This window comes from Pseudomonas sp. P4_B3 (genome assembly GCF_056402295.1).
Genome location: NZ_JBFUHR010000012.1, coordinates 1 through 25,519, shown reverse-complemented (window position 1 = coordinate 25,519; position 25,519 = coordinate 1). Strand labels below are relative to the sequence as shown.

The 25,519-nt window shown below is 59.0% G+C and carries 21 protein-coding genes and 1 pseudogene; 6 read left to right on the top strand and 16 right to left on the bottom strand.

Features of this window, described 5'->3' with window-relative positions:
* Positions 1-26 precede the first annotated feature (26 nt).
* The 5 genes from AC1DWG_RS15805 to AC1DWG_RS15785 all read right to left on the bottom strand — a co-directional run bounded on the left by AC1DWG_RS15805 (position 27) and on the right by AC1DWG_RS15785 (position 5,317).
* On the bottom strand, positions 27-1,190 hold the full coding sequence (locus AC1DWG_RS15805; protein WP_110657157.1) for a type III PLP-dependent enzyme: 1,164 nt from the start codon (positions 1,188-1,190) through the stop codon (positions 27-29).
* A 660-nt stretch (positions 1,191-1,850) separates the two neighbouring features.
* A complete protein-coding gene (locus tag AC1DWG_RS15800; protein ID WP_477755290.1) occupies positions 1,851-3,008 on the bottom strand; it encodes an osmoprotectant ABC transporter ATP-binding protein OsmV in 1,158 nt (385 codons plus the stop codon).
* The gene (locus AC1DWG_RS15795) at positions 3,005-3,658 is read right to left on the bottom strand and encodes an ABC transporter permease (RefSeq protein WP_477755289.1); all 654 of its coding nucleotides are present in this window, start codon (positions 3,656-3,658) and stop codon (positions 3,005-3,007) included. The genes AC1DWG_RS15800 and AC1DWG_RS15795 overlap by 4 nt, the downstream gene beginning before the upstream one ends.
* Before the next feature lie 19 nt (positions 3,659-3,677).
* Entirely contained in the window at positions 3,678-4,580 is a 903-nt protein-coding gene (locus AC1DWG_RS15790; protein WP_477787973.1) for a glycine betaine ABC transporter substrate-binding protein, read from the bottom strand.
* A gap of 20 nt (positions 4,581-4,600) precedes the next feature.
* Complete coding sequence (locus tag AC1DWG_RS15785; RefSeq protein ID WP_477755287.1) at positions 4,601-5,317, bottom strand: ABC transporter permease; 717 nt, start codon at positions 5,315-5,317, stop codon at positions 4,601-4,603.
* Positions 5,318-5,754: 437 nt separating this feature from the next.
* On the opposite strand from AC1DWG_RS15785, the gene AC1DWG_RS15780 reads away from it, so the two are divergent.
* Positions 5,755-7,338 (top strand): peptide chain release factor 3, encoded by a 1,584-nt coding sequence (locus AC1DWG_RS15780; RefSeq protein WP_060541686.1) that lies wholly within the window; start codon positions 5,755-5,757, stop codon positions 7,336-7,338.
* Between the two features lie 266 nt (positions 7,339-7,604).
* Here the strand turns inward: AC1DWG_RS15780 and AC1DWG_RS15775 are convergent, their stop codons facing one another.
* Entirely contained in the window at positions 7,605-7,961 is a 357-nt protein-coding gene (locus tag AC1DWG_RS15775; protein ID WP_477787972.1) for a nuclear transport factor 2 family protein, read from the bottom strand.
* A gap of 47 nt (positions 7,962-8,008) precedes the next feature.
* On the bottom strand, positions 8,009-8,662 hold the full coding sequence (locus AC1DWG_RS15770; protein WP_477763203.1) for an HD domain-containing protein: 654 nt from the start codon (positions 8,660-8,662) through the stop codon (positions 8,009-8,011).
* Positions 8,663-8,929: 267 nt separating this feature from the next.
* On the opposite strand from AC1DWG_RS15770, the gene AC1DWG_RS15765 reads away from it, so the two are divergent.
* Entirely contained in the window at positions 8,930-9,184 is a 255-nt protein-coding gene (locus tag AC1DWG_RS15765) for a hypothetical protein (protein WP_223454129.1), read from the top strand.
* Between the two features lie 136 nt (positions 9,185-9,320).
* Here AC1DWG_RS15765 and AC1DWG_RS15760 read toward each other — a convergent pair whose 3' ends face one another.
* The 9 genes from AC1DWG_RS15760 to AC1DWG_RS15720 form a co-directional block, all read right to left on the bottom strand.
* Positions 9,321-10,301, bottom strand: coding sequence for a peptide ABC transporter ATP-binding protein (locus tag AC1DWG_RS15760; RefSeq protein WP_477753386.1), 981 nt, complete (start codon positions 10,299-10,301; stop codon positions 9,321-9,323).
* Positions 10,301-11,269, bottom strand: coding sequence for an ABC transporter ATP-binding protein (locus AC1DWG_RS15755; protein WP_057716450.1), 969 nt, complete (start codon positions 11,267-11,269; stop codon positions 10,301-10,303). Before AC1DWG_RS15755 ends, AC1DWG_RS15760 begins: the two co-directional genes overlap by 1 nt.
* A gap of 10 nt (positions 11,270-11,279) precedes the next feature.
* On the bottom strand, positions 11,280-12,191 hold the full coding sequence (locus AC1DWG_RS15750) for an ABC transporter permease subunit (protein ID WP_223516079.1): 912 nt from the start codon (positions 12,189-12,191) through the stop codon (positions 11,280-11,282).
* Positions 12,192-12,201: 10 nt separating this feature from the next.
* A complete protein-coding gene (locus AC1DWG_RS15745) occupies positions 12,202-13,212 on the bottom strand; it encodes an ABC transporter permease subunit (protein ID WP_477763205.1) in 1,011 nt (336 codons plus the stop codon).
* A gap of 72 nt (positions 13,213-13,284) precedes the next feature.
* The gene (locus tag AC1DWG_RS15740; protein ID WP_477787971.1) at positions 13,285-14,880 is read right to left on the bottom strand and encodes an ABC transporter substrate-binding protein; all 1,596 of its coding nucleotides are present in this window, start codon (positions 14,878-14,880) and stop codon (positions 13,285-13,287) included.
* Between the two features lie 78 nt (positions 14,881-14,958).
* Entirely contained in the window at positions 14,959-16,392 is a 1,434-nt protein-coding gene (locus tag AC1DWG_RS15735) for an OprD family porin (RefSeq protein WP_477753391.1), read from the bottom strand.
* A 173-nt stretch (positions 16,393-16,565) separates the two neighbouring features.
* Positions 16,566-18,167: an ABC transporter substrate-binding protein gene (locus AC1DWG_RS15730; protein ID WP_477753392.1), complete on the bottom strand. Its 1,602-nt coding sequence runs from the start codon at positions 18,165-18,167 to the stop codon at positions 16,566-16,568.
* A gap of 303 nt (positions 18,168-18,470) precedes the next feature.
* Positions 18,471-20,096 carry an ABC transporter substrate-binding protein gene (locus AC1DWG_RS15725; protein ID WP_477753393.1) on the bottom strand — a complete coding sequence of 542 codons (1,626 nt, stop codon included), beginning with the start codon at positions 20,094-20,096 and terminating at the stop codon, positions 18,471-18,473.
* 487 nt (positions 20,097-20,583) lie between these two features.
* The gene (locus AC1DWG_RS15720) at positions 20,584-21,300 is read right to left on the bottom strand and encodes an SIMPL domain-containing protein (RefSeq protein WP_477763207.1); all 717 of its coding nucleotides are present in this window, start codon (positions 21,298-21,300) and stop codon (positions 20,584-20,586) included.
* 327 nt (positions 21,301-21,627) lie between these two features.
* On the opposite strand from AC1DWG_RS15720, the gene AC1DWG_RS15715 reads away from it, so the two are divergent.
* From AC1DWG_RS15715 to AC1DWG_RS15700, 4 genes and pseudogenes are all read left to right on the top strand, one after another.
* Positions 21,628-22,890, top strand: a complete 1,263-nt coding sequence (locus AC1DWG_RS15715; RefSeq protein WP_477759865.1) for an ATP-binding protein — start codon at positions 21,628-21,630, stop codon at positions 22,888-22,890.
* Positions 22,883-23,443, top strand: a complete 561-nt coding sequence (locus tag AC1DWG_RS15710) for a response regulator transcription factor (protein WP_007981466.1) — start codon at positions 22,883-22,885, stop codon at positions 23,441-23,443. The genes AC1DWG_RS15715 and AC1DWG_RS15710 overlap by 8 nt, the downstream gene beginning before the upstream one ends.
* A 97-nt stretch (positions 23,444-23,540) precedes the next feature.
* Entirely contained in the window at positions 23,541-25,268 is a 1,728-nt protein-coding gene (locus AC1DWG_RS15705; RefSeq protein WP_477763208.1) for an ABC transporter ATP-binding protein/permease, read from the top strand.
* A 124-nt stretch (positions 25,269-25,392) separates the two neighbouring features.
* Positions 25,393-25,519 (top strand): annotated as a pseudogene (locus AC1DWG_RS15700) (aldo/keto reductase); the annotation flags it as partial.

Sequence of the window (25,519 nt, the reverse complement as noted above, 5' to 3'; positions counted from 1 at the left end):
GGCCTTTTTTGTACAGCACGCAGGATTTAAACGTAGAACGACTTCAGCGGCGGGAAGCCATTGAATTCGACGGCGCTGTAGCTGGTGGTGTACGCACCGGTCGACAGCCAGTACAGGCGATCACCTATGGCCAGGTTCAGCGGCAGGCCGTACTTGTAGTTTTCGTACATGATGTCGGCGCTGTCGCAGGTCGGGCCGGCGATGACCACTTCTTCCATCTCGCCTTTCTTCTCGGTCCAGATCGGGAACTTGATGGCTTCGTCCATGGTTTCGATCAGGCCGGAGAACTTGCCCACATCCGTGTACACCCAACGCTCGACAGCAGTACGGGATTTACGCGCGACCAGCACCACTTCGCTGACCAGGATGCCGGCGTTGGCGATCAGCGAACGGCCCGGTTCCAGGATGATTTCCGGCAGGTCGTCACCGAAGTCTTCCTTGAGGAAGCGGATGATTTCCTCGGCGTAGGTTTCCAGGCTATTGGTGCGGGTGATGTAGTTCGCCGGGAAGCCGCCGCCCATGTTGATCAGCTTCAGGTGAATGCCGTCTTCTTCCTTCAGGCGTTCGAAGATCACTTTGACCTTGGCGATGGCCGCGTCCCAGACGCTGATGTCGCGCTGCTGCGAACCCACGTGGAACGAGATGCCATAAGGCACCAGGCCCAGGTCACGGGCGAGGATCAGCAGGTCCATGGCCATGTCGGTCTGGCAGCCGAATTTGCGCGACAACGGCCAGTCGGCGGTGGTCGAGCCTTCGGTCAGGATGCGTACGTAGACTTTCGAACCCGGTGCCGCCTTGGCGATGTTGCGCAGGTCGGCTTCGGAGTCGGTGGCGAACAGGCGCACGCCCTTCTCATAGAAGTAGCGGATGTCCTTGGACTTCTTGATGGTGTTGCCGTAGCTGATGTGGTCGGCGCTGACGCCGCGATCGAGCACTTTGTCCAGCTCATAGATCGAGGCGATGTCGAAGCTCGAACCTTTCTCTTTGAGCAGGTCGATGATCTCGACGGCCGGGTTGGCCTTGACCGCGTAGTAGACCTTGGCGAATTCGAAACCGGCGCGCAGGTCGTCATAGGCCTGACTGATCATCGCGGTGTCGATCACCACGAACGGGGTTTCCTGTTTGTCGGCGAACGCCTTCATTTTCTGAAAGGTTTCACGCGCGAAATAGTCTTCGACCTGGATCGACATACCTGGGACTCCTAGTGGCAAACATTAGTAATCAATGGGTGCAAATGAACGTCCTCCGTATCCCCACTTTGGTTCGCCTACTTCCCAAGGCATGTCGCCGAAAGCAAAAAGGCCATGGGAAGTGCAGCTTTCCCTTGGCCTTGCTGTCTCGTCGTCAGTACTTGAGCCGGATGGATCGTTTCCAGCATGGACGTTCGGCGCGAACTTTAGGGCGTGAGGGGCCTGAGATCAACAAAAAATGTCGCGTTTTTGCACTCTTCTGACGTGCGTTGCGAGCATTACTCTTTGTAACCGACACAGATGACAGTCGGATGTTCCCAAGGAATTGTGAAGTGTTAAGAATACCTGCACGTTCGACGCTTTTGTGCGCCAAGTCGCTAGTAACTACGATAGCGTTAATATCGCCGACGTTGGCTGCGAAAAGGTAGGCTGAGAGGGGATTTGACTATTTCTTAGCGTGTTTTCGGATAGCTTTTACAGACGCGACTGTTGATATTTTTTTCCGGTATGCCGATTACCCAAAAATTGCACCTACCTTGTAGGAGCGAGCCTGCTCGCGATGGCATTTTCACTGCCAACATCGTCGTTGACTGATATTGCGCTATCGCGAGCAGGCTCACTCCTACAGGTTTTGCGTTTTTTACCTGGCGATATGGGTGATCAGGCGATCACTGCCTTGGCAGGCGACACGATATTGGTCTTCATCCCGCGCGATCGGCCAGAGCTCAGGTAAGCCGCAATCGACTCCTGCGTCACCTCCCCCAAAAACACCCGCTCGGCATCCATCACCGGCAACCACGCGCGATTGAACTCGTACATGCGCGACAGCAAGATGCGCAAGTGCTCGTCGTACGCTGCGGTGGCGTTGAACTCGCGTTGGTACTGCGCGCAAGTGCCGGCTTGACGGTGCAGGTCGCGACGGCGCACGTAACCCAGGGCTTTATTCTCGGCACAAGTGACCACCACGTAGCGTCGGTCATGCTCGTCCATCAACTCCAGCGCTTCGGCCACCGGGGTTTGCGGGCTGACGGAAGGCGCGTTGTCCGCCGCGTCTTCGGCTTTTACCAGCAGCAGGCGCTTGAGTGTGCTGTCCTGACCGACGAAGTTGCTGACAAACTCATCCGCCGGATGCGCGAGCAGAGTATCCGGGTGATCGATCTGCAACAGTTTGCCGGCACGGAAGATCGCGATCTTGTCGCCGAGCTTGATCGCCTCGTCGATGTCGTGGCTGACCATGATCACGGTCTTGTTCAGCGCCCGCTGCATTTCGAAGAACTCATTCTGGATCATCTCGCGGTTGATCGGGTCGACCGCGCCGAAGGGTTCGTCCATAAGCAACAGTGGCGCATCGGCGGCCAGTGCGCGAATTACGCCGATCCGCTGTTGTTGGCCACCGGACAATTCTCGTGGATAACGATGCAGGTATTGCTTGGGTTCGAGCTTGATCATGCTCATCAACTCGCGGGCGCGGTCGTGGCATTTCTGCTTGTCCCAACCGAGCAGTTTCGGTACCACGACGATGTTCTCCTCGATGGTCATGTTCGGGAACAGACCAATCTGCTGGATCACGTAGCCGATGTTGCGCCGCAGGGTCACTTCGTCGAGGCCGGTGGTGTCTTCGCCGTTGATCAGGATCTTGCCCGAGGTCGGTTTGATCAGGCGGTTGATCATTTTCAGCGTGGTGCTTTTGCCGCAACCCGATGGCCCGAGGAACACGCAGATTTCGCCTTCATTGACGGTCAGGCTCACCGAATCCACGGCTTTCACATCTTTGCCGTTGCTTTGGAAGGTCTTGCTGAGGTTTTGAAGTTCGATCATTTGAGCAGTCCTTTTGGAGTCAACGAGCGCTGTAGCACTTGCAGAATGAGGTCGGCGATGATCGCCAGCACACTGACCAGCACAGCACCGACGATCAGCATCGACATGTCGCTGCGGCTGATGGAAGCGAGGATGAGTACGCCGAGGCCTCCGGCGCCGATGGTGGCGGCGATGGTCATGACACCGATGTTCATCACCACGGCGGTGCGCACACCGGCGAGGATTACCGGTACGGCGATGGGCAGTTCGACCATGCGCAGGCGCTGGCCGAAGGTCATGCCGATACCGCGGGCGGCTTCGCGGATGCCCGGCTCGACGCTGGTCAGGGCCAGGTAGGTGTTGCGCATGATCGGCAACAGCGAGTACAGGAAAACCGCGGTAATCGCCGGCATCGGCCCCAGGCCCTGGTCGAACTTTGAGTAGAACGGCAGCAGCAGGCCGAACAGGGCAATCGACGGCACAGTCAGCAGCACGGTGGCGCTGGCCTGCAACGGCCCGGCGAGGCTCGGGAAGCGTGTCATCAGGATGCCCAGCGGCACGCCAACCACAATCGCCAGGGTCACGGCGATGCCGACCAGCATGATGTGCTGCCAGGTCAGGTGGATCACCTGCTGCCAGTCGAGATGGGAAAAGGCGTTGATAAATTCCATGACTTTTTCTCTTCCCGCCTCAATTATTAGAAAGCAAGGGGTGTTGGCGCAGGAAATCCGCGGCAACGGCTGAAGGATTTTGGTGCTCGACGTCGACCCGCGCGTTGAGTTCGCGCATGGTGTTGTCGTCGAACAGTTCAGCCAGCGGCTTGAGCTGTGCGGCCAATTGCGGATGCGCATCGAGGTAGGCCTGACGCACCACGGGCGCGGCGGTGTAGTCGGGGAAGTAGTGCTTGTCGTCTTCCAGCAGTTTCAGCTGGAAGGCGTTGAGGCGACCGTCAGTGGTGTAGACCAGACCGGCAAACACCTGGCCGTTGCGCAGGGCGGTGTAGACCAACCCTGCGTCCATCTGCCGGATGTTTTTGCGGGTCAGGTTCATGTCGTAGAGCTTGACCATGCCATCAAGACCGTCCGAACGGTTGGCGAACTCGGTATCCAGCGCCACCAGGTTGTTGGTCTCGGCTTCCTTTCGCAGCACCGTGTTCAGCTCACTGATGGTGTTGATTCGCGGGTATTGGTCGGCGACATTCTTCGGTAGGGCGAGGGCGTAGGTGTTGCTGAATTTCGACGGGGTGAGCCAGACCAGGCCTTTTTTCGCATCGAGTTCTTTCACTCGGGCGTAGGACTGTTCGCTGTCGAGTTTTTCAGTGACATGGTTGTAGGCCACCAGCGAAACGCCGGTGTATTCCCAGAGCATGTCCAACTGGCCACTTTCATGGGCGCTGCGGGCCAGATTGCTGCCCAGGCCGCCGGTCACTTGCACCTCGTAACCCTTGGTGCGCAGGTACTGCGAAGTGATTTCCGCCAGCAGGGTCTGTTCGGTGAACACCCGGGCGCCGATGCGGATCAAGGGTTTGTCAGCGGCTTGGGCAAATCCTGCGAACAGCAGGACGCAGCCTAGTAAAAAGCTTGATGTTTTCATGACGATTCCTTTGCCGAGGCTTAAGACGGGCGCAAGCCGCGTTCGAGCCAGAGGCGGCTGGCGAGTGTCACCAGGCCGTCGAGCAACAAGGCCAGCAGAGCGGTGCAGGCCGCGCCGAGGAGCAATTGCGGCTGATTGTTCAGGGCAATGCCGGGGAAGATCAGGCTGCCGAGACTGTTGGCGCCGATCAGGAACGCCAGCGGCGCCGTCCCGACATTGATCGCCAACGCCACGCGCACACCACCGATGATGATCGGCACCGCGTTGGGCAATTCGACTTTCCGCAGCACCTGGAGCGGGGTCATGCCGATGCCGACGGCGGCTTCCTTGAGCGAACCCTGAACGTTTTTCAGGCCTTCGTAGGTGTTGCGTACGATGGGCAGTAGCGAGGCGAGGAACAGGGCGAAGATGGCCGGGCCGCTGCCGATGCCGAGGATACCGAGGGCTATGGCCAGAACGGCGAGGGGCGGAACGGTGTTGCCGATGTTGAAAAACTGCATGAAGCGTTCGGCACGGCCGACCATGGACGGGCGGCTGAGGAGGATGCCGGCAGGAATGCCCACGACAAGGGCGGCCAGCATGGAAGCGAGGACGAGAATCAGATGAGCTTGCAGGTAAAACAACAAATCGTCGCGGTAGTGTTCGATCGTGTCGATGCCGATCCAGTGGATCAGCAGGGCCAGAAGGGCGATTACCAGCGCGCCTCCTATCAGCCCTTTGCCATAGTGGATAGCCACAGGCGGACTCCTTTTTTCAGTCGGCGAAAAATTTTCGTGTGGCAACGCCATGCCTGGCTGCCGAAAAATGATCGCGAGAAGCAGCTCATGCCGAGTGCGTTCCACTGTAGGAGCGAGCCTGCTCGCGATGGACGTCAACGATAACGCTGGGTATCTGAATGTACGCGTTGTCTGGACGTTTTTCGCGAGCGAGCTCGCTCCTACAGAGGGTAGGCACACGGCTATTGAGCCATGAGCACAGCCTCGTCAGGCTGAATTGCAGGTGTTTCAGGCCCCCGACGAGTGGTCGTAACGGGGGAGTGGACGTCTCCGTGCTTTAAAAGGTTCCCATCTGAAGCTGCATTTGGCCACCCCTAATGTGCTCAACGGTTCGGTTCTTCGATCAACTTGGGCTATAATCTGCGCCCTTTTTTGAATCACCTGCCAGGCGATTTCCCATGACCAAACAGGCCGCCGAAGTCGCGAAACGCCGCACTTTCGCCATTATTTCCCACCCCGATGCCGGTAAGACCACCATCACCGAGAAGCTCTTGCTGATGGGCAAGGCGATTGCGGTAGCTGGTACGGTGAAATCGCGTAAATCCGACCGCCATGCCACCTCCGACTGGATGGAAATGGAAAAGCAGCGGGGTATTTCCATTACCACGTCGGTCATGCAGTTCCCGTATCGCGAGCACATGATCAACCTGCTCGACACCCCGGGCCACGAAGACTTCTCCGAAGATACCTACCGCACCCTGACGGCAGTGGACTCGGCCTTGATGGTTCTCGACGGCGGTAAGGGTGTAGAGCCACGGACCATTGCCCTGATGGACGTCTGCCGTCTGCGTGACACGCCGATCGTCAGCTTCATCAACAAACTCGACCGTGATATCCGTGACCCGATCGAACTGCTCGACGAAATCGAAGCTGTCCTCAAGATCAAGGCTGCGCCGATCACCTGGCCGATTGGTTGCTACCGTGACTTCAAAGGCGTGTATCACCTCGCCGATGACTACATCATCGTGTACACCGCCGGTCACGGCCACGAGCGCACCGAAACCAAGATCATCGAGAAGCTCGACTCCGATGAAGCCCGTGCGCATCTGGGTGACGAGTACGAGCGTTTCATCGAGCAGCTGGAGTTGGTGCAGGGCGCCTGCCACGAGTTCAACCAGCAGGAATTTCTCGACGGCCAACTGACCCCGGTGTTCTTCGGTACGGCACTGGGCAACTTCGGTGTCGACCACGTACTCGACGCCGTCGTTGATTGGGCGCCGCGCCCACTGGCACGCGTGGCCAACGAGCGCACCGTGGAGCCGGTGGAAGAGAAGTTCTCGGGCTTCATCTTCAAGATCCAGGCGAACATGGACCCGAAACACCGCGACCGCATCGCCTTCATGCGTATCTGCTCCGGCAAATACGAGAAGGGCATGAAGATGCGCCACGTGCGCACCGGCAAGGACGTGCGCATCGGCGACGCGCTGACCTTCTTCTCCTCCGAGCGTGAGCAACTGGAAGAAGCGTTCGCCGGCGACATCATCGGCCTGCACAACCACGGCACCATCCAGATCGGCGACACCTTCAGCGAAGGCGAAGTCCTGGGCTTCACCGGCATCCCGCACTTCGCCCCGGAACTGTTCCGTCGCGTGCGTCTGAAGGATCCGCTGAAATCCAAGCAACTGCGCCAAGGCTTGCAACAGTTGGCCGAAGAAGGCGCGACCCAGGTGTTCTTCCCTGAACGCAGCAACGACATCATCCTCGGCGCCGTCGGTGTGCTGCAGTTCGATGTGGTCGCCAGCCGCTTGAAAGAGGAATACAAGGTCGAATGCTCCTACGAGCCGATCACCGTTTATTCCGCGCGCTGGATCGAATGCAGCGACAAGAAGAAGCTTGAGGAATTCTCCAACAAGGCTGTGGAAAACCTGGCACTGGACGGCGGCGGTCACTTGACCTACCTCGCGCCTACGCGGGTCAACCTGGCACTGATGGAAGAGCGCTGGCCGGATGTTAAATTCCGTGCGACGCGTGAGCACCATTAAGCGCTGAGTTGAAACACCAGAAACCCCGTTGCGAAAGCTGCGGGGTTTTTTGTTACCTGACGCAACCCCCTGTAGGAGCGAGCCTGCTCGCGAAGAATTCAGACCCGCCGCGTTTATTCAGGCAGTATGCGTCATCATTGACGTCCATCGCGAGCAGGCTCGCTCCTACAGTAATCCGGGGTGTTCACAACATTCTCTGACTCGCCGCGGGCACTGTAGGAGCGAGCTTGCTCGCGAGGGATCCGGATTCGCCATGAATGCCTGCGTCATTGTTCACTGGGAATCAATGTCCCCTGGTGGAAAACCATCTGCCACTGCTCGCCCCGATTACGCCAGATGGAACTGCGCAGACTGTGGACTGCGCCGGGATGGCCGTAACAATGATAAGTCACCAAGGCGGTCTCTTCTGACAATGGCTTGATGGCAAAATGGCTGATGCTCCGTTGGATAAACGACTCATGGGGTAACTGCTCGACCACTTCGGCCTTGCTCCAGATGCCGCCACTGGCGCTGAACTCGATAAAGTCATCCGCGAGCAGGCGTGAGATTTCTTCAGCATTTCGTCGAGTCGTGTGTGATAGGAGGCGTCGTTCAAGTTGCAGCAGTATTTGCGACAGATCCATAGCGCTTGTCCTTTCCTGAGTTATGCAGGTTCAGTGCTCCTGGCGTATCAGCCAATCCCGATCTCTTCCTTGAACTGCTCCAGAAACCCCTTCAAACGCTCATGACGAACCTGTGCCAGACGTTGCCCTGTCGCAGTCTGGAAACCGTCTGCCAAGTGCAGCAGCTTGGTCTGGAAATGGTCGATACAGAAGCGAGTGTCGTCATAGTCGCGGTCATTGGCCTGCGGGTCCTGCGGGTCGTAGAGGGCGCTGCCCATGCGCCCGGCAACGTAAAAGGTGCGGGCGACTCCGAGCATACCCAGGGAGTCGAGGCGGTCGGCGTCCTGCACGATTTTCGCTTCCAGCGAGGTCGGCGGGATGTTGGCGGAAAAGCTATGGGCTTCGATGGCGTGGGCGACGGCGGCGATTTTTGTCTCGCGCCAATCCATCTTCGCCAATACCCCTGACGCTTTGCGCGCTGCCAATTGCGATGCCTGCGAGCGCAACGGCGAGTTCTTTTCCACTGCTACACAATCATGCAGCAGCACCGCCGCCAGCAGCACCTCAAGATCGCCACCTTCCTGTGCCTGAATCAAGTGGGCGTTGTGCCAAACCCGTTGCAGGTGCGAAAGGTCGTGAGCGCCGTCTTCCGAGGGTTCCAGGACGTGGGGCAGCAGGGTGGTGGCGAGTGATTGCATCGGTGCGAAGGTGCTGCTGATCATGCTGTGTCCTTTGATTAAACGTGCCGATCGCGGGAAGTCCTGTCCTGCGTACATCCCGCGAATCCTGCGAGGAATTCTGTGGGTACACAAGCGTTCTGGACGGCGGAACACGCTTTGATTTTTTCGGCATAACCTTTATAGCAAACCAGTCTCCAAGCCAAGGGCATTTCCGCGGGTTCGACAACGTCCAATCTGGAGAACCCGACTGATCGGAACTAGATTTGACTCAGCGCCAGACAGGCACTCTACGAAAGGAAGGAATCGGCTATGAACAGGTTGTTTCGCGTTTTACTGCTGTTGAAGGTGTTGGTGATGCTTTCGCTCGGAACGTCGATGGCGTGGGCCGAGTGCACCAATCACGGTGAGCAGGCCTCGAGCGGGCAGGCGGGGTACGCGGGGTTGATGCTCGCCAAATCCGAATCGGAGCCGGGAGATCAGGGGCAGGGTGGTGCTGACAACGACGATGACTCGACCACCGACGAGCCGGACTCCGATGAAGAAGAAGGTGACAGCCAGACGTAGTCGCTGAATGGCAGGTAAAAGAAACCCCCTTCTGCCTGACTGATGCGCAATCGAGGCGGAAGGGGTTTGGTCAACGCATCAAGAATTTGAGCAACTCAATCCCTGTAGGAGCGAGCAAGCTCGCTCCTACAGTTTTTTATGCCGCGCCGTCGAGGAATTGCTCGGCGTAGTGGCAAGCCACTTGGCGGCCGTCGAGCAGGCGCAGGGCCGGCTCTTCGGTGCTGCAACGCTCGGTGGCGTACGGGCAGCGCTTATGGAAAGCGCAGCCGGACGGCGGGTTCAGCGGGTTGGGCAATTCGCCGACGATCTTGATTTTCGGCTTGTTCGGATCCGGGTGGATGGCTGGCGTCGCCGACAACAGCGCCTGGGTGTAGGGGTGCAGAGGACGAGAGTAAATGTCCTCTTTCGAGCCCATTTCCACCGGACGACCGAGGTACATCACCATCACGTGGTCGGCAACGTGGCGTACCACCGCCAGGTTGTGGGAGATGAACACATAGGCGGTGTTGAACTCCTGCTGCAAATCCATGAACAGGTTGAGCACCTGCGCCTGAATCGACACGTCCAGCGCCGAGGTCGGTTCGTCCGCTACCAGCACTTTCGGTTGCAGCATCATTGCCCGGGCCAGGGCGATCCGCTGGCGTTGACCGCCGGAGAACATGTGCGGATAACGCTGGTAGTGCTCGGGACGCAAGCCCACCTGCTTCATCATCGCCTGGACTTTCTCGCGACGTTCCGCGGCGCTGAGGTTGGTGTTGATCAATAATGGCTCTGCAAGCTGATCACCGACTTTTTGCCGTGGGTTCAACGATGCGTACGGGCTCTGGAACACCATCTGCACGTCTTTGCGCAGTTGTTTGCGCTGGGCCTTGTCGGCACCGGCGACTTCCTGTCCGGCAATTTTCAAGGAACCGGAGGACGGCTCTTCGATCAGGGTCAAGGCCCGGGCCAGGGTGGACTTGCCGCAACCCGACTCGCCTACGACAGCGAGGGTCTTGCCGGCTTCCAGTTCGAACGACACGCCGTTGAGGGCGCGCACAGTGGCGTGACCCTTGAACAGGCCTCGGGACACCTCGTAGTGACGGGTCAGGTCGCGGGCGGTAAGAACGACGGCCATTACGCCACCTCCTGGTTCAGCGGGTAGAAGCAGCGAGCGAGGCTGTTGCTTTTCTGGTCTAGTGCCGGACGTTGTTGACGGCAGTTGTCTTTCACGTAAGGGCAGCGGGGCGACAGCAGGCAACCCTGCGGACGGTCGTAGCGACCGGGAACGATGCCCGGCAGGGTCGACAGGCGCGAGGCGCCCAGGCTGTGTTCCGGAATCGCCTTGAGCAGCGCTTCGCTGTACGGGTGCGCAGGGATGTCGAACAGTTGCGGCACCTGGCCGACTTCGACCGCTTGGCCGGCGTACATCACGCACACGCGCTGGGCGGTTTCGGCCACGACGGCGAGGTCGTGGGTGATCAGCACCAGGCCCATGTTCTGCTCTTTCTGCAGCGCCAGCAGCAGGTCCATGATCTGCGCCTGAATGGTGACGTCCAGCGCCGTGGTCGGTTCGTCGGCGATCAGCAGTTTCGGTTCGCCGGCAATCGCCATGGCAATCGCGACACGCTGGCTCATACCACCGGACAGTTGATGCGGGTAGGCGTCCATACGGCTCGCGGCACCCGGGATTTCAACTTTTTCCAGCAGTTCGATGGCGCGCTTGCGCGCGGCCTTGCCGGACATTTTCAGGTGCAGGCGCAGCACTTCTTCGATCTGGAAGCCGACGGTGTAGCTCGGGTTCAGCGCGGTCATCGGATCCTGGAAGACCATGGACAGGTCTTTACCGACGATCTGTCGACGCTGGCGATTGTTGAGCTTGAGCATGTTCTTGCCGTCGAAATTCAGGGCGTCGGCGGTGACGATCCCCGGATGCTCGATCAGGCCCATCAGCGCCATCATGGTCACGGACTTGCCGGAACCCGATTCGCCAACGATGGCCAGCACTTCGCCCTTGTCCACTTGCAGGTCGAGGCCATCGACTACTGGCGTGGCGTTTTTGTCGCCGAAGCGAACGTTGAGATTCTTGATTTCTAACAGTGACATGGGAATCTCCTCAGGCGGCGTTCTTGAGTTTCGGGTCCAGCGCATCGCGCAGGCCGTCGCCCATCAGGTTGATTGCCAGCACGCTGAGCAAAATGGTCAAACCAGGCAGGCTCACCACCCACCAGGCGCGTTCGATGTAGTCGCGGGCCGAAGCCAGCATGGTGCCCCACTCAGGGGTTGGCGGTTGTACGCCAAGGCCGAGGAAGCCCAGTGCGGCGGCATCGAGGATCGCCGAGGAGAAACTCAGGGTGGCCTGAACGATCAGCGGCGCCATGCAGTTAGGCAGCACGGTAACGAACATCAGGCGCGGCAGGCCGGCACCGGCCAGGCGCGCGGCGGTCACGTAGTCGCGGTTCAGCTCGCCCATCACCGCGGCGCGAGTCAGACGAACATAGGACGGCAACGAAACCACGGCGATGGCAATGATGGTGTTGATCAGGCCAGGGCCGAGGATGGCGACAATCGCCACGGCCAGCAGCAGGGATGGCAGGGCCAGCATGATGTCCATCAGACGCATGATGGTCGGGCCGAGAATCCGCGGGTAGAACCCGGCGAACAGGCCCAGCAGGATGCCCGGAATCAGCGACATCACCACCGACGACAAGCCGATCAGCAATGACAGGCGCGAACCATTGATCAGACGCGACAGCAGGTCGCGGCCCAGTTCGTCGGTGCCGAGCAGGAATTGCAGTTGCCCACCTTCCAGCCAGGCCGGCGGGGTCAGCAGGAAATCGCGGTACTGCTCGCTCGGGTCGTGAGGGGCAACCCACGGGGCGAAGATCGCGCAGAAAATCACCAGCAGCATGAACATCAGGCCGGCGACGGCGCCTTTGTTCTTGGAGAACGCTTGCCAGAATTCTTTGTACGGAGACGGGTACAGCAGGCTTTGATCGACTGCTACCGATGGAATTGGAGTGGTCATGGTCATGATCTCAGCGCTGGTGACGGATGCGTGGGTTGGCAAAGCCGTAGAGGATGTCCACTACGAAGTTGACCACAATCACCAGGCAGGCGATTAACAGGATGCCGTTTTGCACGACGGGGTAATCCCGGGCGCCAATGGCTTCGATCAGCCATTTGCCGATGCCCGGCCACGAGAAGATGGTTTCGGTCAGGACCGCACCGGCCAGCAATGTGCCGACTTGCAGGCCAACCACGGTCAGTACCGGAATCAACGCGTTACGCAGACCGTGCACGAACACCACGCGCGACGGCGACAGGCCTTTGGCCTTGGCGGTGCGAATGTAGTCTTCACGCAACACTTCGAGCATCGACGAACGGGTCATCCGCGCGATCACCGCCAGCGGGATGGTACCCAGCACGATGGCCGGCAGGATCAGGTGGTGCAGGGCATCGAAGAACGCACTGACGTCATTGGCCAGCAGCGTATCGATCAGCATGAAGCCGGTGCGTGGCTCGATGTCGTAGAGCAGATCGATCCGCCCGGACACTGGGGTCCAGCCCAGCGACACCGAGAAGAACATGATCAGGATCAGGCCCCACCAGAAGATCGGCATCGAATATCCCGCCAGGGAGATGCCCATCACCCCATGGTCGAACAGGGATCCTCGCTTGAGTGCCGCGATCACTCCGGCCAAGAGTCCCAGGACACCGGCGAACAACAGCGCGGCCGAGGACAGTTCCAGGGTCGCGGGGAACAGAGAGGTGAATTCGGTCCAGACGCTTTCACGGGTACGCAGGGATTCACCGAGATCGCCGTGGGCCAGTTTGCCGATGTAATCCAGGTATTGGGCATACAGGGGTTTGTTCAGACCTAGGCGTTCCATTGCCTGAGCGTGCATTTCGGGATCGACCCTACGTTCTCCCATCATGACTTCCACGGGGTCGCCCGGGATCATGCGAATCAACGCGAAAGTCAGCAAGGTGATACCGAAGAACGTGGGGATCAGTAACCCCAGTCGGCGGGCAATAAAACTAAACATCGTGTGTTGTACCTCATCAGCCGGTTAGGCGTGCCCGGCATGCCTGGGTCAGGCATGCCGGGAGTTTTCTTATTACTTCACCTGGGTGGTGGCGAAGTTATTCGTGGTGAGGGGGCTAATGTGATAGCCCTCTACGTTGTTGCGCATTGCGGTAAACATTCTAGTGTGCGCCAAGCTGATCCACGGCTGGTCCTGGTTAAAAATGACCTGGGCCTGCTCGTACAGGGCTGCACGCTCGGCCGGGTCGGTTTTTTCCCGGGCCTGATCGATCAGGGCCTGGAACTTGTCATTGCACCAGCGTGCGTAGTTTTCGCCGTTCTTGGCCGCATCACAACTGAGCATAGGCGTCAGGAAGTTATCCGGGTCGCCGTTATCGCCCGCCCATCCGGCGGAAACCATGTCGTGCTCGCCGTTTTTCGCGCGTTTGAGCATTTCGCCCCATTCCATCACGCGAATGTCGATCTTGATCCCGACCTTGGCCAGGTCGGCCTGCATCATCTGCGCACCGAGCATCGGGTTCGGGTTGGTTGCACCGCCTCCGTTGCGGGTGAACAGGGTGAAGGTGGTGCCTTCCGGTACGCCGGCTTCCTTGAGCAGGGCGCGGGCCTTGTCCAGGTCACGGGCCGGGTTCTTCAGTGTGTGGTTGTAGCCCAGCAGGGTGTCCGGGAACGGGTTGACTGCGGCTGTTGCATTGTCCTTGCCGAACAGCGCGTTGACAGCCGCTTCCTTGTCGAAGGCGATGTCGATGGCTTTACGCACCCGTACATCGCTCAGGTACTTGTGCGTGGTGTTGATGGCGATGTACGCGACGGTCATCGCATTCAGCTCATCGACTTTCAGCTTGTCGTCTTTCTTGATGCTCGGAATGTCATCCGGTTTTGGATACAGCGCGACCTGGCACTCGTTTGCCTTTAGCTTCTGCAGGCGCACGTTGTTGTCGGTGGCGATGGCCAGGATCAGCGCATCAGCCGGAGGCTTGCCGCGGAAGTAGTCCGGGTTGGCCTTGAAGCGTACCTGGGCGTCCTTGTTGTAACGCTGGAAGACGAACGGGCCGGTGCCGACCGGCTTGTTGTTCAGGTCACCGCTCTTGTTCGCCTTGAGCAACTGGTCGGCATACTCGGCGGAATAGATCGAGGAGAACGCCATGGCGATGTCGGCCAGGAACGGTGCTTCAGGACGGGTCAGGGTGAACTTGACCGTGTTGTCGTCGACTTTCTCGACGCTCTTGAGCAGCTCCTTGAAGCCCATGCTTTCAAAGTACGGGAAGCCCACGCTCGACAGTTTGTGCCACGGATGATTCGGGTCCAGCTGGCGCTGGAAGCTCCAGACCACATCGTCGGCATTCATGTCGCGGGTCGGCTTGAAGTATTCGGTGGTGTGGAACTTGACGCCTTTACGTAGATGGAACGTGTAGCTCAGGCCGTCTTCGCTGATATCCCAGGATTCGGCCAGCGCCGGAATCACTTCGGTGGTACCGGGCTTGAAGTCTGCCAGGCGATTGAAGATGGTTTCGGCCACCGCATCGGCTGTGACTGCAGTCGTGTACTGGACCATGTCGAAGCCTTCGGGGCTGTTTTCGGTACAAACCACCAGGGGTTTGGCCGAGACACCGACAGCGACACTGAGCAACGCAGCCGCGATGGCCGCACGTAGGGGAAGCATTTTCATCAAGAACCCTCTGCAATCAGTTAAAGGACAAAAGCCCAACGGCCGACTCGTCAATGAATCAGCCGTTCGGCAGCGGCATTACAGGATGTTGAACGGAACCGTGGTCACGAGACGGAACTCGTTGATGCTGCCGTCAGCCTGGTTTTCGCTGGCACGGTGAGCGGTGTAGGTGCCGCGGATCGTGGTGGCCTTGAGCGGGCCGCTCTGCACGGCGTAAGTCGCGCCGATGCCGTATTCATAGTGGTGTTCGCCATCCTGGGACTGGATGCCGTCGTAACCCTTGCCGGCCACGCCGCCGTTGCCGGTGTAGTGAGTACCGTCGATACCCCAGCCGCGAGCCTGGTAGATGTTGAACTTCAGGCCCGGTACGCCGTATTCGGCCATGTTCAGGCCGTAGGCAACCTGGAACGATTTTTCGTTCGGGCCGTTGAAGTCCGACAGCAGGGAGTTGGCCAGGTAGATGCCGTTGGTTTCGTGCAGGTAGTCGAAGTACTCGTTACCGTTCACTTCCTGGTACGAGAAGGTCAGGGTGTGGGCCTGGTGGGTCAGGCCGAACGACAGCGAGTAGGTGTCGTTGTCGATATCGCCGATCAGGGCCTTTCCGGTTTCCTTGGTTTTGTAGTAGTTCAGGCCGGTGGTCAGGCTCAGTACCTGGCTGTCGCCCAGTACGTGAGAGGCGCCGAAGTAGTACTGGTTCCAGATGTCTTCAGCCTGGGTCGCCCAGAGGCTGGTGGTCAGGCTGGCGAGCGGGTTGTAGGTGATACCGCCGGTGTAGATGTGGTCGGTTTCGACGATGCCGTTGGCGTATTCGGTGCGGAATTTGCGCAGGCTTTCTTCGGTACGCGGTGAGTTGCGGTCGAAGGTGGCCAGGTCGAAGGCCAGGTTGTTCAGTTCTTCGCTGTGGATGGCCACGCCCTGGAAGCTCGAAGGCAGTGCACGGTTCCCGATCACGTCGACCATCGGGCTGCTGAAGTTCATGCGGCCGGCAGTCAGGGTGCTGTTGGAGACACGGGCCTTGACGTTGGCCAGGCCCAGCTTGCTCCACTGTCCTTGAGCGTCGCCGCCTTCCTTGGTCAGGGTGCGGTTGTTGCCCGCGCCTGGACGAGAGCCCGGTGCGCCACCGTTGTTGGACGCCAGGTCTTTGCGGTCCCGGTCCAGGGCAACGGCGTTGTAGGCGGCGACTTCAGTGCTGAAACCGACAGTGCCTTCAGTGAAGCCCGAGTTGTACTTGAGGATGGTGCCCTGGACCCAGTTGATCCGGCGATCGGTCGGGGTCGAAACGCCGTCTTTCTTGTAGGCGAACTTGGCGCCACGTTGCAATTGCTCGTTGGCGTACCAGTTACGCGTGGTGCCAGTGATCGACTGGCCTTCGACAAAGCCGGTGGCTTCGCTTTGGGCGCTTTTCTCGTTCACGGTAACCGGGGTGAAAGCCTGGCTTTGGGTTTCTGCGTAAGCCGTGGCGGTTACGCTGCTTATGGCCAAGGCCAATAACGCGGTGCTGCTCAGTTTCATGGGTAAAGCTCCTTACTTTCTTTTTTTATGCCGGTCTTTTTTTGTGATCCGGCTATTGGTTTAGAACTCATTCACGGCATCGCAAACGTTTGCTGCCAGCCAAATTGGCAAAAGACGGCAAAGCGTCTGCGTGAGGGCGGAAAATCCGCCCCCCGGCATTTCTGGCTAATCGGTTATTTTTCTATGCTGACACCCGAGAAAACATTGCGACCGAACGGGCTCACCTTGAACCCTTCGATTTTGGCGCTCAGCGGCTGGTTGACCGTTGAGTGGGCGACTGGCGTGATCGGCACCTGCTGCTTGAGGTACTGCTGCGCCTGTTTGTAGAGCAGGGTGCGCTGGTCACGGTCGGTGACGACCTTGGCCTGCTTGATCAGCTTGTCGTAGGCCGGATCACACCACATCGAGTAGTTGTTGCCGCCAATGGCGTCGCAGCTGTAGAGCGTGCCCAGCCAGTTGTCCGGATCACCGTTGTCACCAGTCCAGCCGATCAGGCTGATGTCGTGTTCGCCGTTCTTGGTGCGCTTGATGTACTCGCCCCACTCATAGCTGACGATCTTGACCTTGAGGCCGATCTTCGCCCAGTCAGCCTGGAGCATCTCGGCCATCAACTTGGCGTTGGGGTTGTACGGACGCTGGACCGGCATGGCCCAGAGGGTGATTTCAGTGCCTTCCTTGACGCCGGCAGCCTTGAGCAGCTCCTTGGCTTTTTCCGGGTTGTAGGCGACGTCCTTGATCGTGTCGTCGTAGGACCATTGGGTCGGCGGCATGGCGTTGACCGCCAGTTGCCCCGCACCCTGATAAACGGCATTGAGAATGCCTTGCTTGTTCACCGCCATGTCCAGCGCCTGGCGCACTTCGAGCTGGTCGAACGGCTTGTGGCGCACGTTGTAGGCGATGTAGCCGAGGTTGAAACCAGGCTTCTCGATCAGTTGCAGGGCCGGGTCGTTCTTCAGCGCGGTCACATCGGCAGGGCGCGGGTGCAGGGTGATCTGGCACTCGCCGGCCTTGAGTTTCTGCACGCGCACCGAGGCGTCGGTGTTGATGGCGAAAATCAGGTTGTCGAGCTTGACCCGGCTCGGGTCCCAGTAATGCTGGTTGCCGGTGTAACGGATGTTCGAGTCTTTCTGGTAGCTCTTGAACACGAACGGCCCGGTGCCGATCGGCTTCTGGTTGATGTCGCTCGGCTTGCCTTCGGCCAGCAGCTTTTCGGCGTATTCGGCCGAAAGGATGGCGGCGAAGCTCATGGCGATGTTCTGGATGAACGCGGCGTCCACGCTGTTGAGCGTCATGACCACGGTCAGCGGCCCGGTCTTTTCGACCTTGGCGATGTTCTTGTTCAGGCTCATGCCGTTGAAGTACGGAAACTCTGTCGGATAAGCCTTACGGAAAGGTTGTTGCGGATCGAGCATGCGATTGAACGTGAACAGCACGTCATCGGCATTGAAATCGCGGGTCGGCGTGAAGTACTTGGTGGTATGAAACTTCACCCCTTCGCGCAGGTGAAAGGTGTATTTGAGGCCGTCCTCGGAAATATCCCAGCTCGTGGCCAGGCCCGGTACGACGTTGGTCGCGCCTTTTTCAAACTCTGCCAACCGGTTGTACAGCGGTTCGGCGGCGTCGTTGTCGGTCGCAGTGGTGTACTGCGCCGTGTCGAAACCGGCGGGACTGCCTTCGGAGCAGAACACCAGGCTGTTGTTGGCGGCCTGGCTGATGGAAGTGGCGGCCAACAGGCCGGTGCCCAGCAATGCGGATAAAACCAAGGTATGGCGCATAACGCTTCCTTTTCTCTCAAAGTGTTGTCAATGAGCCGCCGTCCCGTCAGCGGACGTAGAGGCATCATTGATTTCAAGCCATGCACGCAGCAGTAACCGATGACCCACGCATGCACTGGTCGGATCCCGACGGTATGAGCCGCGGGTCCGGCAGTAAATGCGTAAAGTCCTAAAGGCTCGTAGGAAATGGCAACGCGTCCTCCCCCGATGCTGTAGTCAGCTGCGGATTTGGATGTAGGCAAATTCCTGCTTTCTCGTTAGATAAAGCTACGGCGACGTCAGAAACGTCGCCGTAGCAATGTCTTACTTGCTGACGCTGACGCCGTAGAAGGAGTTCAAGCCAAATGGGCTGATCTTGAAATCCTGCACGTTGGCGCGCATGGGTTGGAACACCGTCGAGTGAGCGATAGGTGTCATGGGCACAGCATCTTTGAGCACGTGTTGCGCTTGTTTGTAGAGCTCGGTGCGCTTGCCTTGGTCTGAAGTGCGCTTGGCTTGCTTGACGATGTCGTCAAACTTCTTGTCGCACCATTTGGAGAAGTTGTTGCCTTCCAGCGAGTCGCAGCCGAACAGCACGTTCAGCCAGTTGTCCGGATCACCATTGTCACCGCTCCAGCCAATCAGCATCGCCTGGTTCTCGCCACCTTTGGAGCGCTTGATGTACTCGCCCCACTCGTAGCTCTGGATCTTGACCTTGAGGCCGATCTTGGACCAGTCGGACTGCAGCATTTCTGCCATCAGTTTGGCGTTCGGGTTGTATGGACGCTGCACCGGCATCGCCCAGAGAACGATTTCGGTACCATCTTTCACGCCGGCTTCCTTGAGCAGCTCTTTGGCTTTCTCAGGGTTGTACGGCGCATCCTTGATGGTGGTGTCGTAGGACCACTGGGTCGGAGGCATGGCGTTGACGGCCAGTTGGCCAGCGCCCTGGTACACGGAGTCGATGATCTGTTGCTTGTTGACCGCCATGTCCAGTGCCTGGCGCACCTTCAGCTCGGCCAGCGGGTTCGCATCGGTTTGTCCCTTGACCTTGGGCATCACGTTGTAGGCGATGTAGCCCAGGTTGAAACCAGCCTGGTCAGGCAGCTTCAGGGTTTTGTCTTCACGCAGCGCCTTCAGGTCGGCCGGACGAGGGAACAGGGTGACCTGGCACTCGTTCTTCTTCAGCTTCTGGATACGTACCGACGGGTCGGTGGTGATGGCGAAGATCAGGTTGTCGATCTTCACGTCGTCAGGCTTCCAGTAGTCCTTGTTCCCGGAGTAGCGGATGTTGGAGTCTTTCTGGTAGCTCTTGAATACGAACGGGCCGGTGCCGATCGGCTTCTGGTTGATGTCGGCAGCCTTGCCTTCCTTGAGCAGCTGGGCAGCGTACTCGGCGGACTGGATCGAGGCGAAGCTCATGGCCATGTTCTGGATGAACGCGGCATCAACGTCTTTGAGGGTGAACTTGACAGTTTTGTCGTCGACTTTATCGATCTTGGTGATGTTGGTATCCATCCCCATGTCGGTGAAGTACGGGAATTCGGTCGGGTAGGCTTTGCGGAACGGGTCATCCTTGTTAATCATGCGATTAAAGGTGAACAGCACGTCGTCGGCGTTGAACTCACGAGTCGGCTTGAAATACGGGGTGGTGTGGAACTTGACGCCTTCACGCAAGTGGAAGGTGTAGGTCAGGCCGTCATCGGAGACGTCCCAACTGGTTGCCAGACCAGGAATAACGGCGGTGCCGCCGCGCTCGAACTGCGTCAGGCGGTTGAACATGGTTTCTGCAGAGGCGTCGAAGTCGGTTCCGGTGGTGTATTGACCTGGATCGAAACCGGCCGGGCTCCCTTCGGAGCAGAACACCAGGTTAGTCGCTGCTTGGGCGAACGGTGCGCTGGCTAGCAAGCTTGCGCCAACTAAGAACGGAATGACCGCGTGTTTAAGCATGGTGGCCTCATGATTTGTTGTCATTTTTGGAATTAGAGGACGACCTCGTGAGTCGTGCCTGCGGATACTTATGCAGGGGCCATACCCAATGCAAGATCCAGAGTGACTGCAAGCCTTAAACGGTGGTACGAACGTACCTTAATGTCGCATTTGTATAAATCCTGACTTATTTTACCGTTTGCGCGACATTTTCACGGTGCAAACGACGCACTTTCACGGTGCGTCCTGAGCGCAGGGTGCTCCCGATCAGGGCGGGGTGTTACTTATTTATACCCCGTTTTGTGAGGTGGGTATGGCGTGAATAAGAGTGGTTATTGTTGCACCGATAGTGGCCAATCAATCTCAGTTGCACCCGGTGCAACTGCCGGCTTTTCTCAGTGGACTCTCCAGTTATAGCTCATGCCTGAAAACAGCCCCCCCCTCAAAAAAAAAAAGAAACGGCGATCATGTGAGTGATCGCCGTTTTTTTTATTTAGAGGCTATCGAATCAAGGCATCAGCACTTCAATCGATCCATCGGCGGTCATGCTGACCTGGCTGGTGCCGGCTTCAACATCTGGCGTCACTGGTGCGGCGTCCATGGCGGCGGCTTTCATCATCATCGGCGCGCGCAGGTAAGGCTGTGGATAACCGTTGCTGTTGAGGTTCAGGTTGACGATTTTGTAGCTCTTGCCGCCGAGGGCGTCGGTGGCCAGTTGGGCGCGGGCCTTGAAGGCGGTCACGGCGTCCTTGAGCAGGGCGTCTTCGCTGGCTTTGCGGGTCGGGGTGGCGATGGCGAAGTCCATGCCGCCCATTTTCAGGTCGGTGAGCAGTTCGCCGGTCAGCTTCGACAGCGCGGCGAAGTCCGAGCTTTCCAGGCGCAATTCGGCGCGCTCGCGCCAGCCGGTGATTTTCTGGCCCTTGGTATCGTAGATCGGGTAGCTGTTGCGACTGCCCTGACGCAGGGTGATGTCCTTGACTTTCTTGGCCTGGGCCAGCGCCTTGTTCATTGCAGTGCTGACGTCGGCGGCGAGTTTGGCCGGGTCGCTGTTCTGTTCTTCGGTGTAGAGGGTCACGATCATCAAGTCGCGGGCCACTTCCTGACTGACTTCGGCGCGCAGGGAAATCTGGTTGTAATGCAGCTCGTCGGCAGCCAGGGCCGGGAGGCTGGCGACGGTGCCAGCACTCAGGGCGAGGAGGGCGGCGCTGCGGCGGAATCTGTACATGAAGGCTCCTTGAAAGGTGCGCAGGGGTATGGTCCGGGCCTGCGTGAAACCATCAGACTCTAGCTTTTATGTTCCGGTTCGCACAGTTACAACTTCTATACAGATCGAGGCACCTGTAGTCCTTGTAGGAGCTGGCTTGCCAGCGAAATCGGTGGATCATTCAAAATAAGCGTTGAATGACACGCAGCCCTCGCTGGCAAGCCAGCTCCTACAAGAGGCGTCTTGAAGCATTCCATGCGTGTGGCCGTTTGCCGCACTTTTGCCTGTCAGCCCCCGCGCTTGGTTATACTCCCTGCGATCCGCCTGGAGCGCTCATCAGGAGAGCTCATGCTCGCCCCCGTTCAAATCACTTCCGCCACTCGCCAGAACCTCTGGCGGCTGACGTTCATCCGCACCTTGGTGCTGGCCGCACAGGCCGGTTCCGTGGGCCTGGCCTACTGGCTCCAATTGCTGCCACTGCCCTGGTTTCAATTGGCCGCGACCCTCGGTTGTTCGATGCTGTTGTGCGTGTTCACGGCGATTCGCCTGCGTACCTCGTGGCCGGTGACCGAGCTCGAATACGCCGTGCAACTGGCCTGCGACCTGTTTATCCACAGCGCCTTGCTGTATTTCTCCGGCGGCTCGACCAACCCCTTCGTCTCCTATTACCTGGTGCCGCTGACCATTGCCGCGGTGACGTTGCCATGGCGTTATTCGGTGATCCTGTCGGGTATCGCGCTGACGATGTACACGCTGTTGCTGGCACAGTTCTACCCACTGCAAACCTTCCCGATCGCTCGGGAAAACCTGCAGGTGTACGGGATGTGGTTGAGCTTCGCCCTCGCCGCCGCAGTGATCACGTTCTTCGCCGCGCGCATGGCCGAAGAGCTGCGCCGTCAGGAAGAACTGCGCGCCATTCGTCGCGAAGAAGGCCTGCGCGATCAGCAACTGCTGGCCGTCGCCACCCAGGCCGCCGGTGCGGCCCATGAACTGGGCACGCCGCTGGCGACCATGAGTGTGCTACTCAAGGAAATGCGTCAGGACCACCATGACCCGATGTTGCAAGATGACCTGAGCGTGCTGCAGGATCAGGTCAAGTTGTGTAAAGAGACCTTGCAGCATCTGGTGCGCGCCGCCGAGGCCAATCGCCGGTTGGCGGTGGAGATGCAGGACGTCACCGATTGGCTTGATGAAGCCCTCAATCGCTGGCACCTGATGCGCCCGGAGGCCAGTTATCGCTTCCAGCGCCTCGGCCAGGGCGCGGTACCGCGCATGGCGCCGCCGCCGGACTTGACCCAGGCTTTGCTGAATCTGTTGAACAACGCCGCCGATGCCTGCCCCGAAGGGCTGCAAGTGACGCTGGACTGGGATTGGGAAAACCTCACCATCAGCATTCGTGACCACGGCGCCGGTGTGCCGCTGGCCATCGCCGAGCAAATCGGCAAACCGTTTTTTACCACCAAGGGCAAAGGCTTCGGCCTGGGCCTGTTTTTGAGCAAGGCCAGCGTGACACGCGCCGGCGGCTCAGTGAAACTCTACAGTCATGAGGAAGGCGGCACGCTCACCGAGCTGCGCCTGCCCCGTGTCGCCCGAGGAGACGAACATGAGTGAAGAGATCCAAGTCGAAGGCGAAGAACTGCCGCATTTGCTGCTGGTCGATGACGACGCCACGTTCACCCGCGTCATGGCCCGCGCCATGGCCCGCCGCGGTTTTCGCGTCAGCACTGCCAGTTCCGCCGAAGAAGGCCTGGAACTGGCCAAGGCCGATCTGCCGGATTACGCCGCCCTGGACCTGAAGATGGACGGCGATTCCGGCCTGGTGCTGCTGCCCAAGTTGCTGGAAATGGACCCGGAAATGCGCGTGGTGATCCTCACCGGTTATTCGAGCATTGCCACCGCCGTCGAGGCGATCAAGCGCGGTGCCTGCAACTACCTGTGCAAACCGGCGGACGCCGACGACGTGCTGGCGGCGCTGCTGTCCGAACACGCTGACCTCGACAGCCTGGTGCCGGAAAACCCGATGTCCGTGGACCGCCTGCAGTGGGAGCACATCCAGCGCGTGCTGACCGAGCACGAAGGCAACATCTCGGCCACGGCCCGTGCCCTGGGCATGCACCGTCGCACCCTGCAGCGCAAACTGCAGAAGCGTCCCGTTCGCCGCTGAACCTGCGCTGAACGAATGCAGGCCGTATCTCACGACAAACCGAACCGATCATCTATGATCGGTTCGTGCGTGTTCTTTTCTCTATCGAGCCTTATCCATGAATCAGAACGCTGAGTATTCTGCGGTCAACGACGCCGTGCGCGGGCAGTTTTTTCGCAAAGTGTGGGCGATGATCACGCCTTACTGGCGCAGTGAGGAGAAGGTCAAGGCCTGGACGCTGCTGATCGCGGTGATTGCGTTGTCGCTGATCAGTGTGGGGATCTCGGTGTGGTTCAACACCTGGTACAAGGATTTCTACAACGCCCTGCAAAAGAAGGACGAGGCGGCGTTCTGGCAACTGATCCTGTACTTCTGCGCGATTGCGGCGGTGGCGATCGTCGGTGCGGTGTATCGGCTCTACCTGACGCAGATGCTGACGATCCGCTGGCGGGCATGGCTTACGGAAAAGCACTTTGCGCGCTGGCTCGCCGACAAGAATTACTACCAGCTGGAGCAGGGCGGTTACACCGATAACCCGGACCAGCGGATTTCCGAAGACCTCAACAACTTCACCTCCAACACCCTTGAGTTGGGGATCGGGTTGCTGCGCAATATCGTCAGCCTGGTGTCGTTCTCGATCATTCTGTGGGGCGTGTCGGGCAGCATTGAAGTATTCGGCATCACCATTCCCGGCTACATGTTCTGGTGCGTGCTGGTTTACGCCGTGGTGGGCAGTTGGCTGACGCATTTGATCGGTCGTCGCCTGATCGGCCTGAACAACCAGCAACAACGCTTCGAAGCCGACCTGCGTTTCTCCATGGTGCGGATTCGCGAGAATGCCGAAAGCATCGCGTTGTACAACGGCGAGCCGAACGAAAATCGTCGGTTGAGCAGTCGCTTCGGGATGGTCTGGCATAACTTCTGGGACATCATGAAGGTGTCCAAGCGCCTGACATTCTTCACCGCCGGTTACAGTCAGGCCGCCATCATTTTCCCCTTCATGGTTGCCGCGCCGCGTTACCTCTCCGGAAAGATCGAACTGGGCGAGCTGATGCAAATCAGCTCGGCATTTGGCAATGTGCAGGAGAGTTTCAGCTGGTTCATCAGCGCGTACCAGAGCCTCGCTTCCTGGCGCGCCACCTGCGATCGTCTGCTGAGCTTCCACCAGGCCATGCGTGACAACGAAGAGCGTGCGCCGGCCATCGACGTACAGAATTCGGGCTCGGTGCTGAAGGTGCACAACCTCGGCCTCGACCTGGCTGAAGGTCGTCACCTGCTGACCAACGCCGACATGACCGTGGAGGAGGGCGACCGTGTGATGCTCAGCGGTCGTTCCGGCAGCGGCAAGTCGACCTTGTTGCGGGCGATGGGCCATCTGTGGCCGGCCGGCCACGGCAGTATTCGCCTGCCAGCGGCGCGTTACCTGTTCCTGCCGCAAAAACCGTATTTGCCGATTGGCACCCTGCGTGATGTTCTCAGTTATCCACAGGCTGGCGATATCTATCCGAACGAACGCTACGTGCAGGTCTTGGAAACCTGTCGCTTGCCGCACCTGATTGCCCGTCTCGACGAAGCCAACCACTGGCAGCGCATGTTGTCCCCGGGTGAGCAGCAGCGCCTGGCCTTCGCCCGTGCGCTGCTTTATGCACCGCAATGGCTGTACATGGACGAAGCGACCTCGGCGATGGACGAAGAGGACGAGGCCACGCTGTATCAGGCGCTGATCGACGAGTTGCCGGGGTTGAGCATTGTCAGCGTCGGCCATCGCAGCAGCTTGAAGCGCTTCCACCCACGGCACATCCGTATCGAGAATGGCCATCTGGTGGACCAGGCCGTGACCGCATAAACACCGAAGGTCCCTGTAGGAGCTGCCGCAGGCTGCGATCTTTTGATCTTGAAAAATCAAAGTCAAAAGATCGCAGCCTGCGGCAGCTCCTACACTTTTCACCGAATACACACAGGAGGTTTGCATGCGCACGCTTGAATTGGCTGGCGCCAGGGTCCCGGTTATCGGCCAGGGGACCTGGCAGATGGGCGAAGACCGTTCACGGCACACGGAAGAAGTCGCGGCCCTGCGCCTGGGTATCGAACTGGGCA

Bases quoted from the DNA above. Each gene is read 5' to 3' on its own strand.
- AC1DWG_RS15805 (WP_110657157.1), bottom strand. From the start codon at position 1,190: ATGTCGATCCAGGTCGAAGACTATTTCGCGCGTGAAACCTTTCAGAAA.
- AC1DWG_RS15775 (WP_477787972.1), bottom strand. From the start codon at position 7,961: ATGGATCTGTCGCAAATACTGCTGCAACTTGAACGACGCCTCCTATCA.
- AC1DWG_RS15735 (WP_477753391.1), bottom strand. From the start codon at position 16,392: ATGAAACTGAGCAGCACCGCGTTATTGGCCTTGGCCATAAGCAGCGTA.
- AC1DWG_RS15715 (WP_477759865.1), top strand. From the start codon at position 21,628: ATGCTCGCCCCCGTTCAAATCACTTCCGCCACTCGCCAGAACCTCTGG.
- AC1DWG_RS15720 (WP_477763207.1), bottom strand. From the start codon at position 21,300: ATGTACAGATTCCGCCGCAGCGCCGCCCTCCTCGCCCTGAGTGCTGGC.
- AC1DWG_RS15705 (WP_477763208.1), top strand. From the start codon at position 23,541: ATGAATCAGAACGCTGAGTATTCTGCGGTCAACGACGCCGTGCGCGGG.
- AC1DWG_RS15790 (WP_477787973.1), bottom strand. From the start codon at position 4,580: ATGAAAACATCAAGCTTTTTACTAGGCTGCGTCCTGCTGTTCGCAGGA.
- AC1DWG_RS15755 (WP_057716450.1), bottom strand. From the start codon at position 11,269: ATGTCACTGTTAGAAATCAAGAATCTCAACGTTCGCTTCGGCGACAAA.
- AC1DWG_RS15760 (WP_477753386.1), bottom strand. From the start codon at position 10,301: ATGGCCGTCGTTCTTACCGCCCGCGACCTGACCCGTCACTACGAGGTG.
- AC1DWG_RS15725 (WP_477753393.1), bottom strand. From the start codon at position 20,096: ATGCTTAAACACGCGGTCATTCCGTTCTTAGTTGGCGCAAGCTTGCTA.
- AC1DWG_RS15780 (WP_060541686.1), top strand. From the start codon at position 5,755: ATGACCAAACAGGCCGCCGAAGTCGCGAAACGCCGCACTTTCGCCATT.
- AC1DWG_RS15745 (WP_477763205.1), bottom strand. From the start codon at position 13,212: ATGTTTAGTTTTATTGCCCGCCGACTGGGGTTACTGATCCCCACGTTC.
- AC1DWG_RS15730 (WP_477753392.1), bottom strand. From the start codon at position 18,167: ATGCGCCATACCTTGGTTTTATCCGCATTGCTGGGCACCGGCCTGTTG.
- AC1DWG_RS15765 (WP_223454129.1), top strand. From the start codon at position 8,930: ATGAACAGGTTGTTTCGCGTTTTACTGCTGTTGAAGGTGTTGGTGATG.
- AC1DWG_RS15800 (WP_477755290.1), bottom strand. From the start codon at position 3,008: ATGATCGAACTTCAAAACCTCAGCAAGACCTTCCAAAGCAACGGCAAA.
- AC1DWG_RS15710 (WP_007981466.1), top strand. From the start codon at position 22,883: ATGAGTGAAGAGATCCAAGTCGAAGGCGAAGAACTGCCGCATTTGCTG.
- AC1DWG_RS15770 (WP_477763203.1), bottom strand. From the start codon at position 8,662: ATGATCAGCAGCACCTTCGCACCGATGCAATCACTCGCCACCACCCTG.
- AC1DWG_RS15750 (WP_223516079.1), bottom strand. From the start codon at position 12,191: ATGACCACTCCAATTCCATCGGTAGCAGTCGATCAAAGCCTGCTGTAC.
- AC1DWG_RS15740 (WP_477787971.1), bottom strand. From the start codon at position 14,880: ATGAAAATGCTTCCCCTACGTGCGGCCATCGCGGCTGCGTTGCTCAGT.
- AC1DWG_RS15795 (WP_477755289.1), bottom strand. From the start codon at position 3,658: ATGGAATTTATCAACGCCTTTTCCCATCTCGACTGGCAGCAGGTGATC.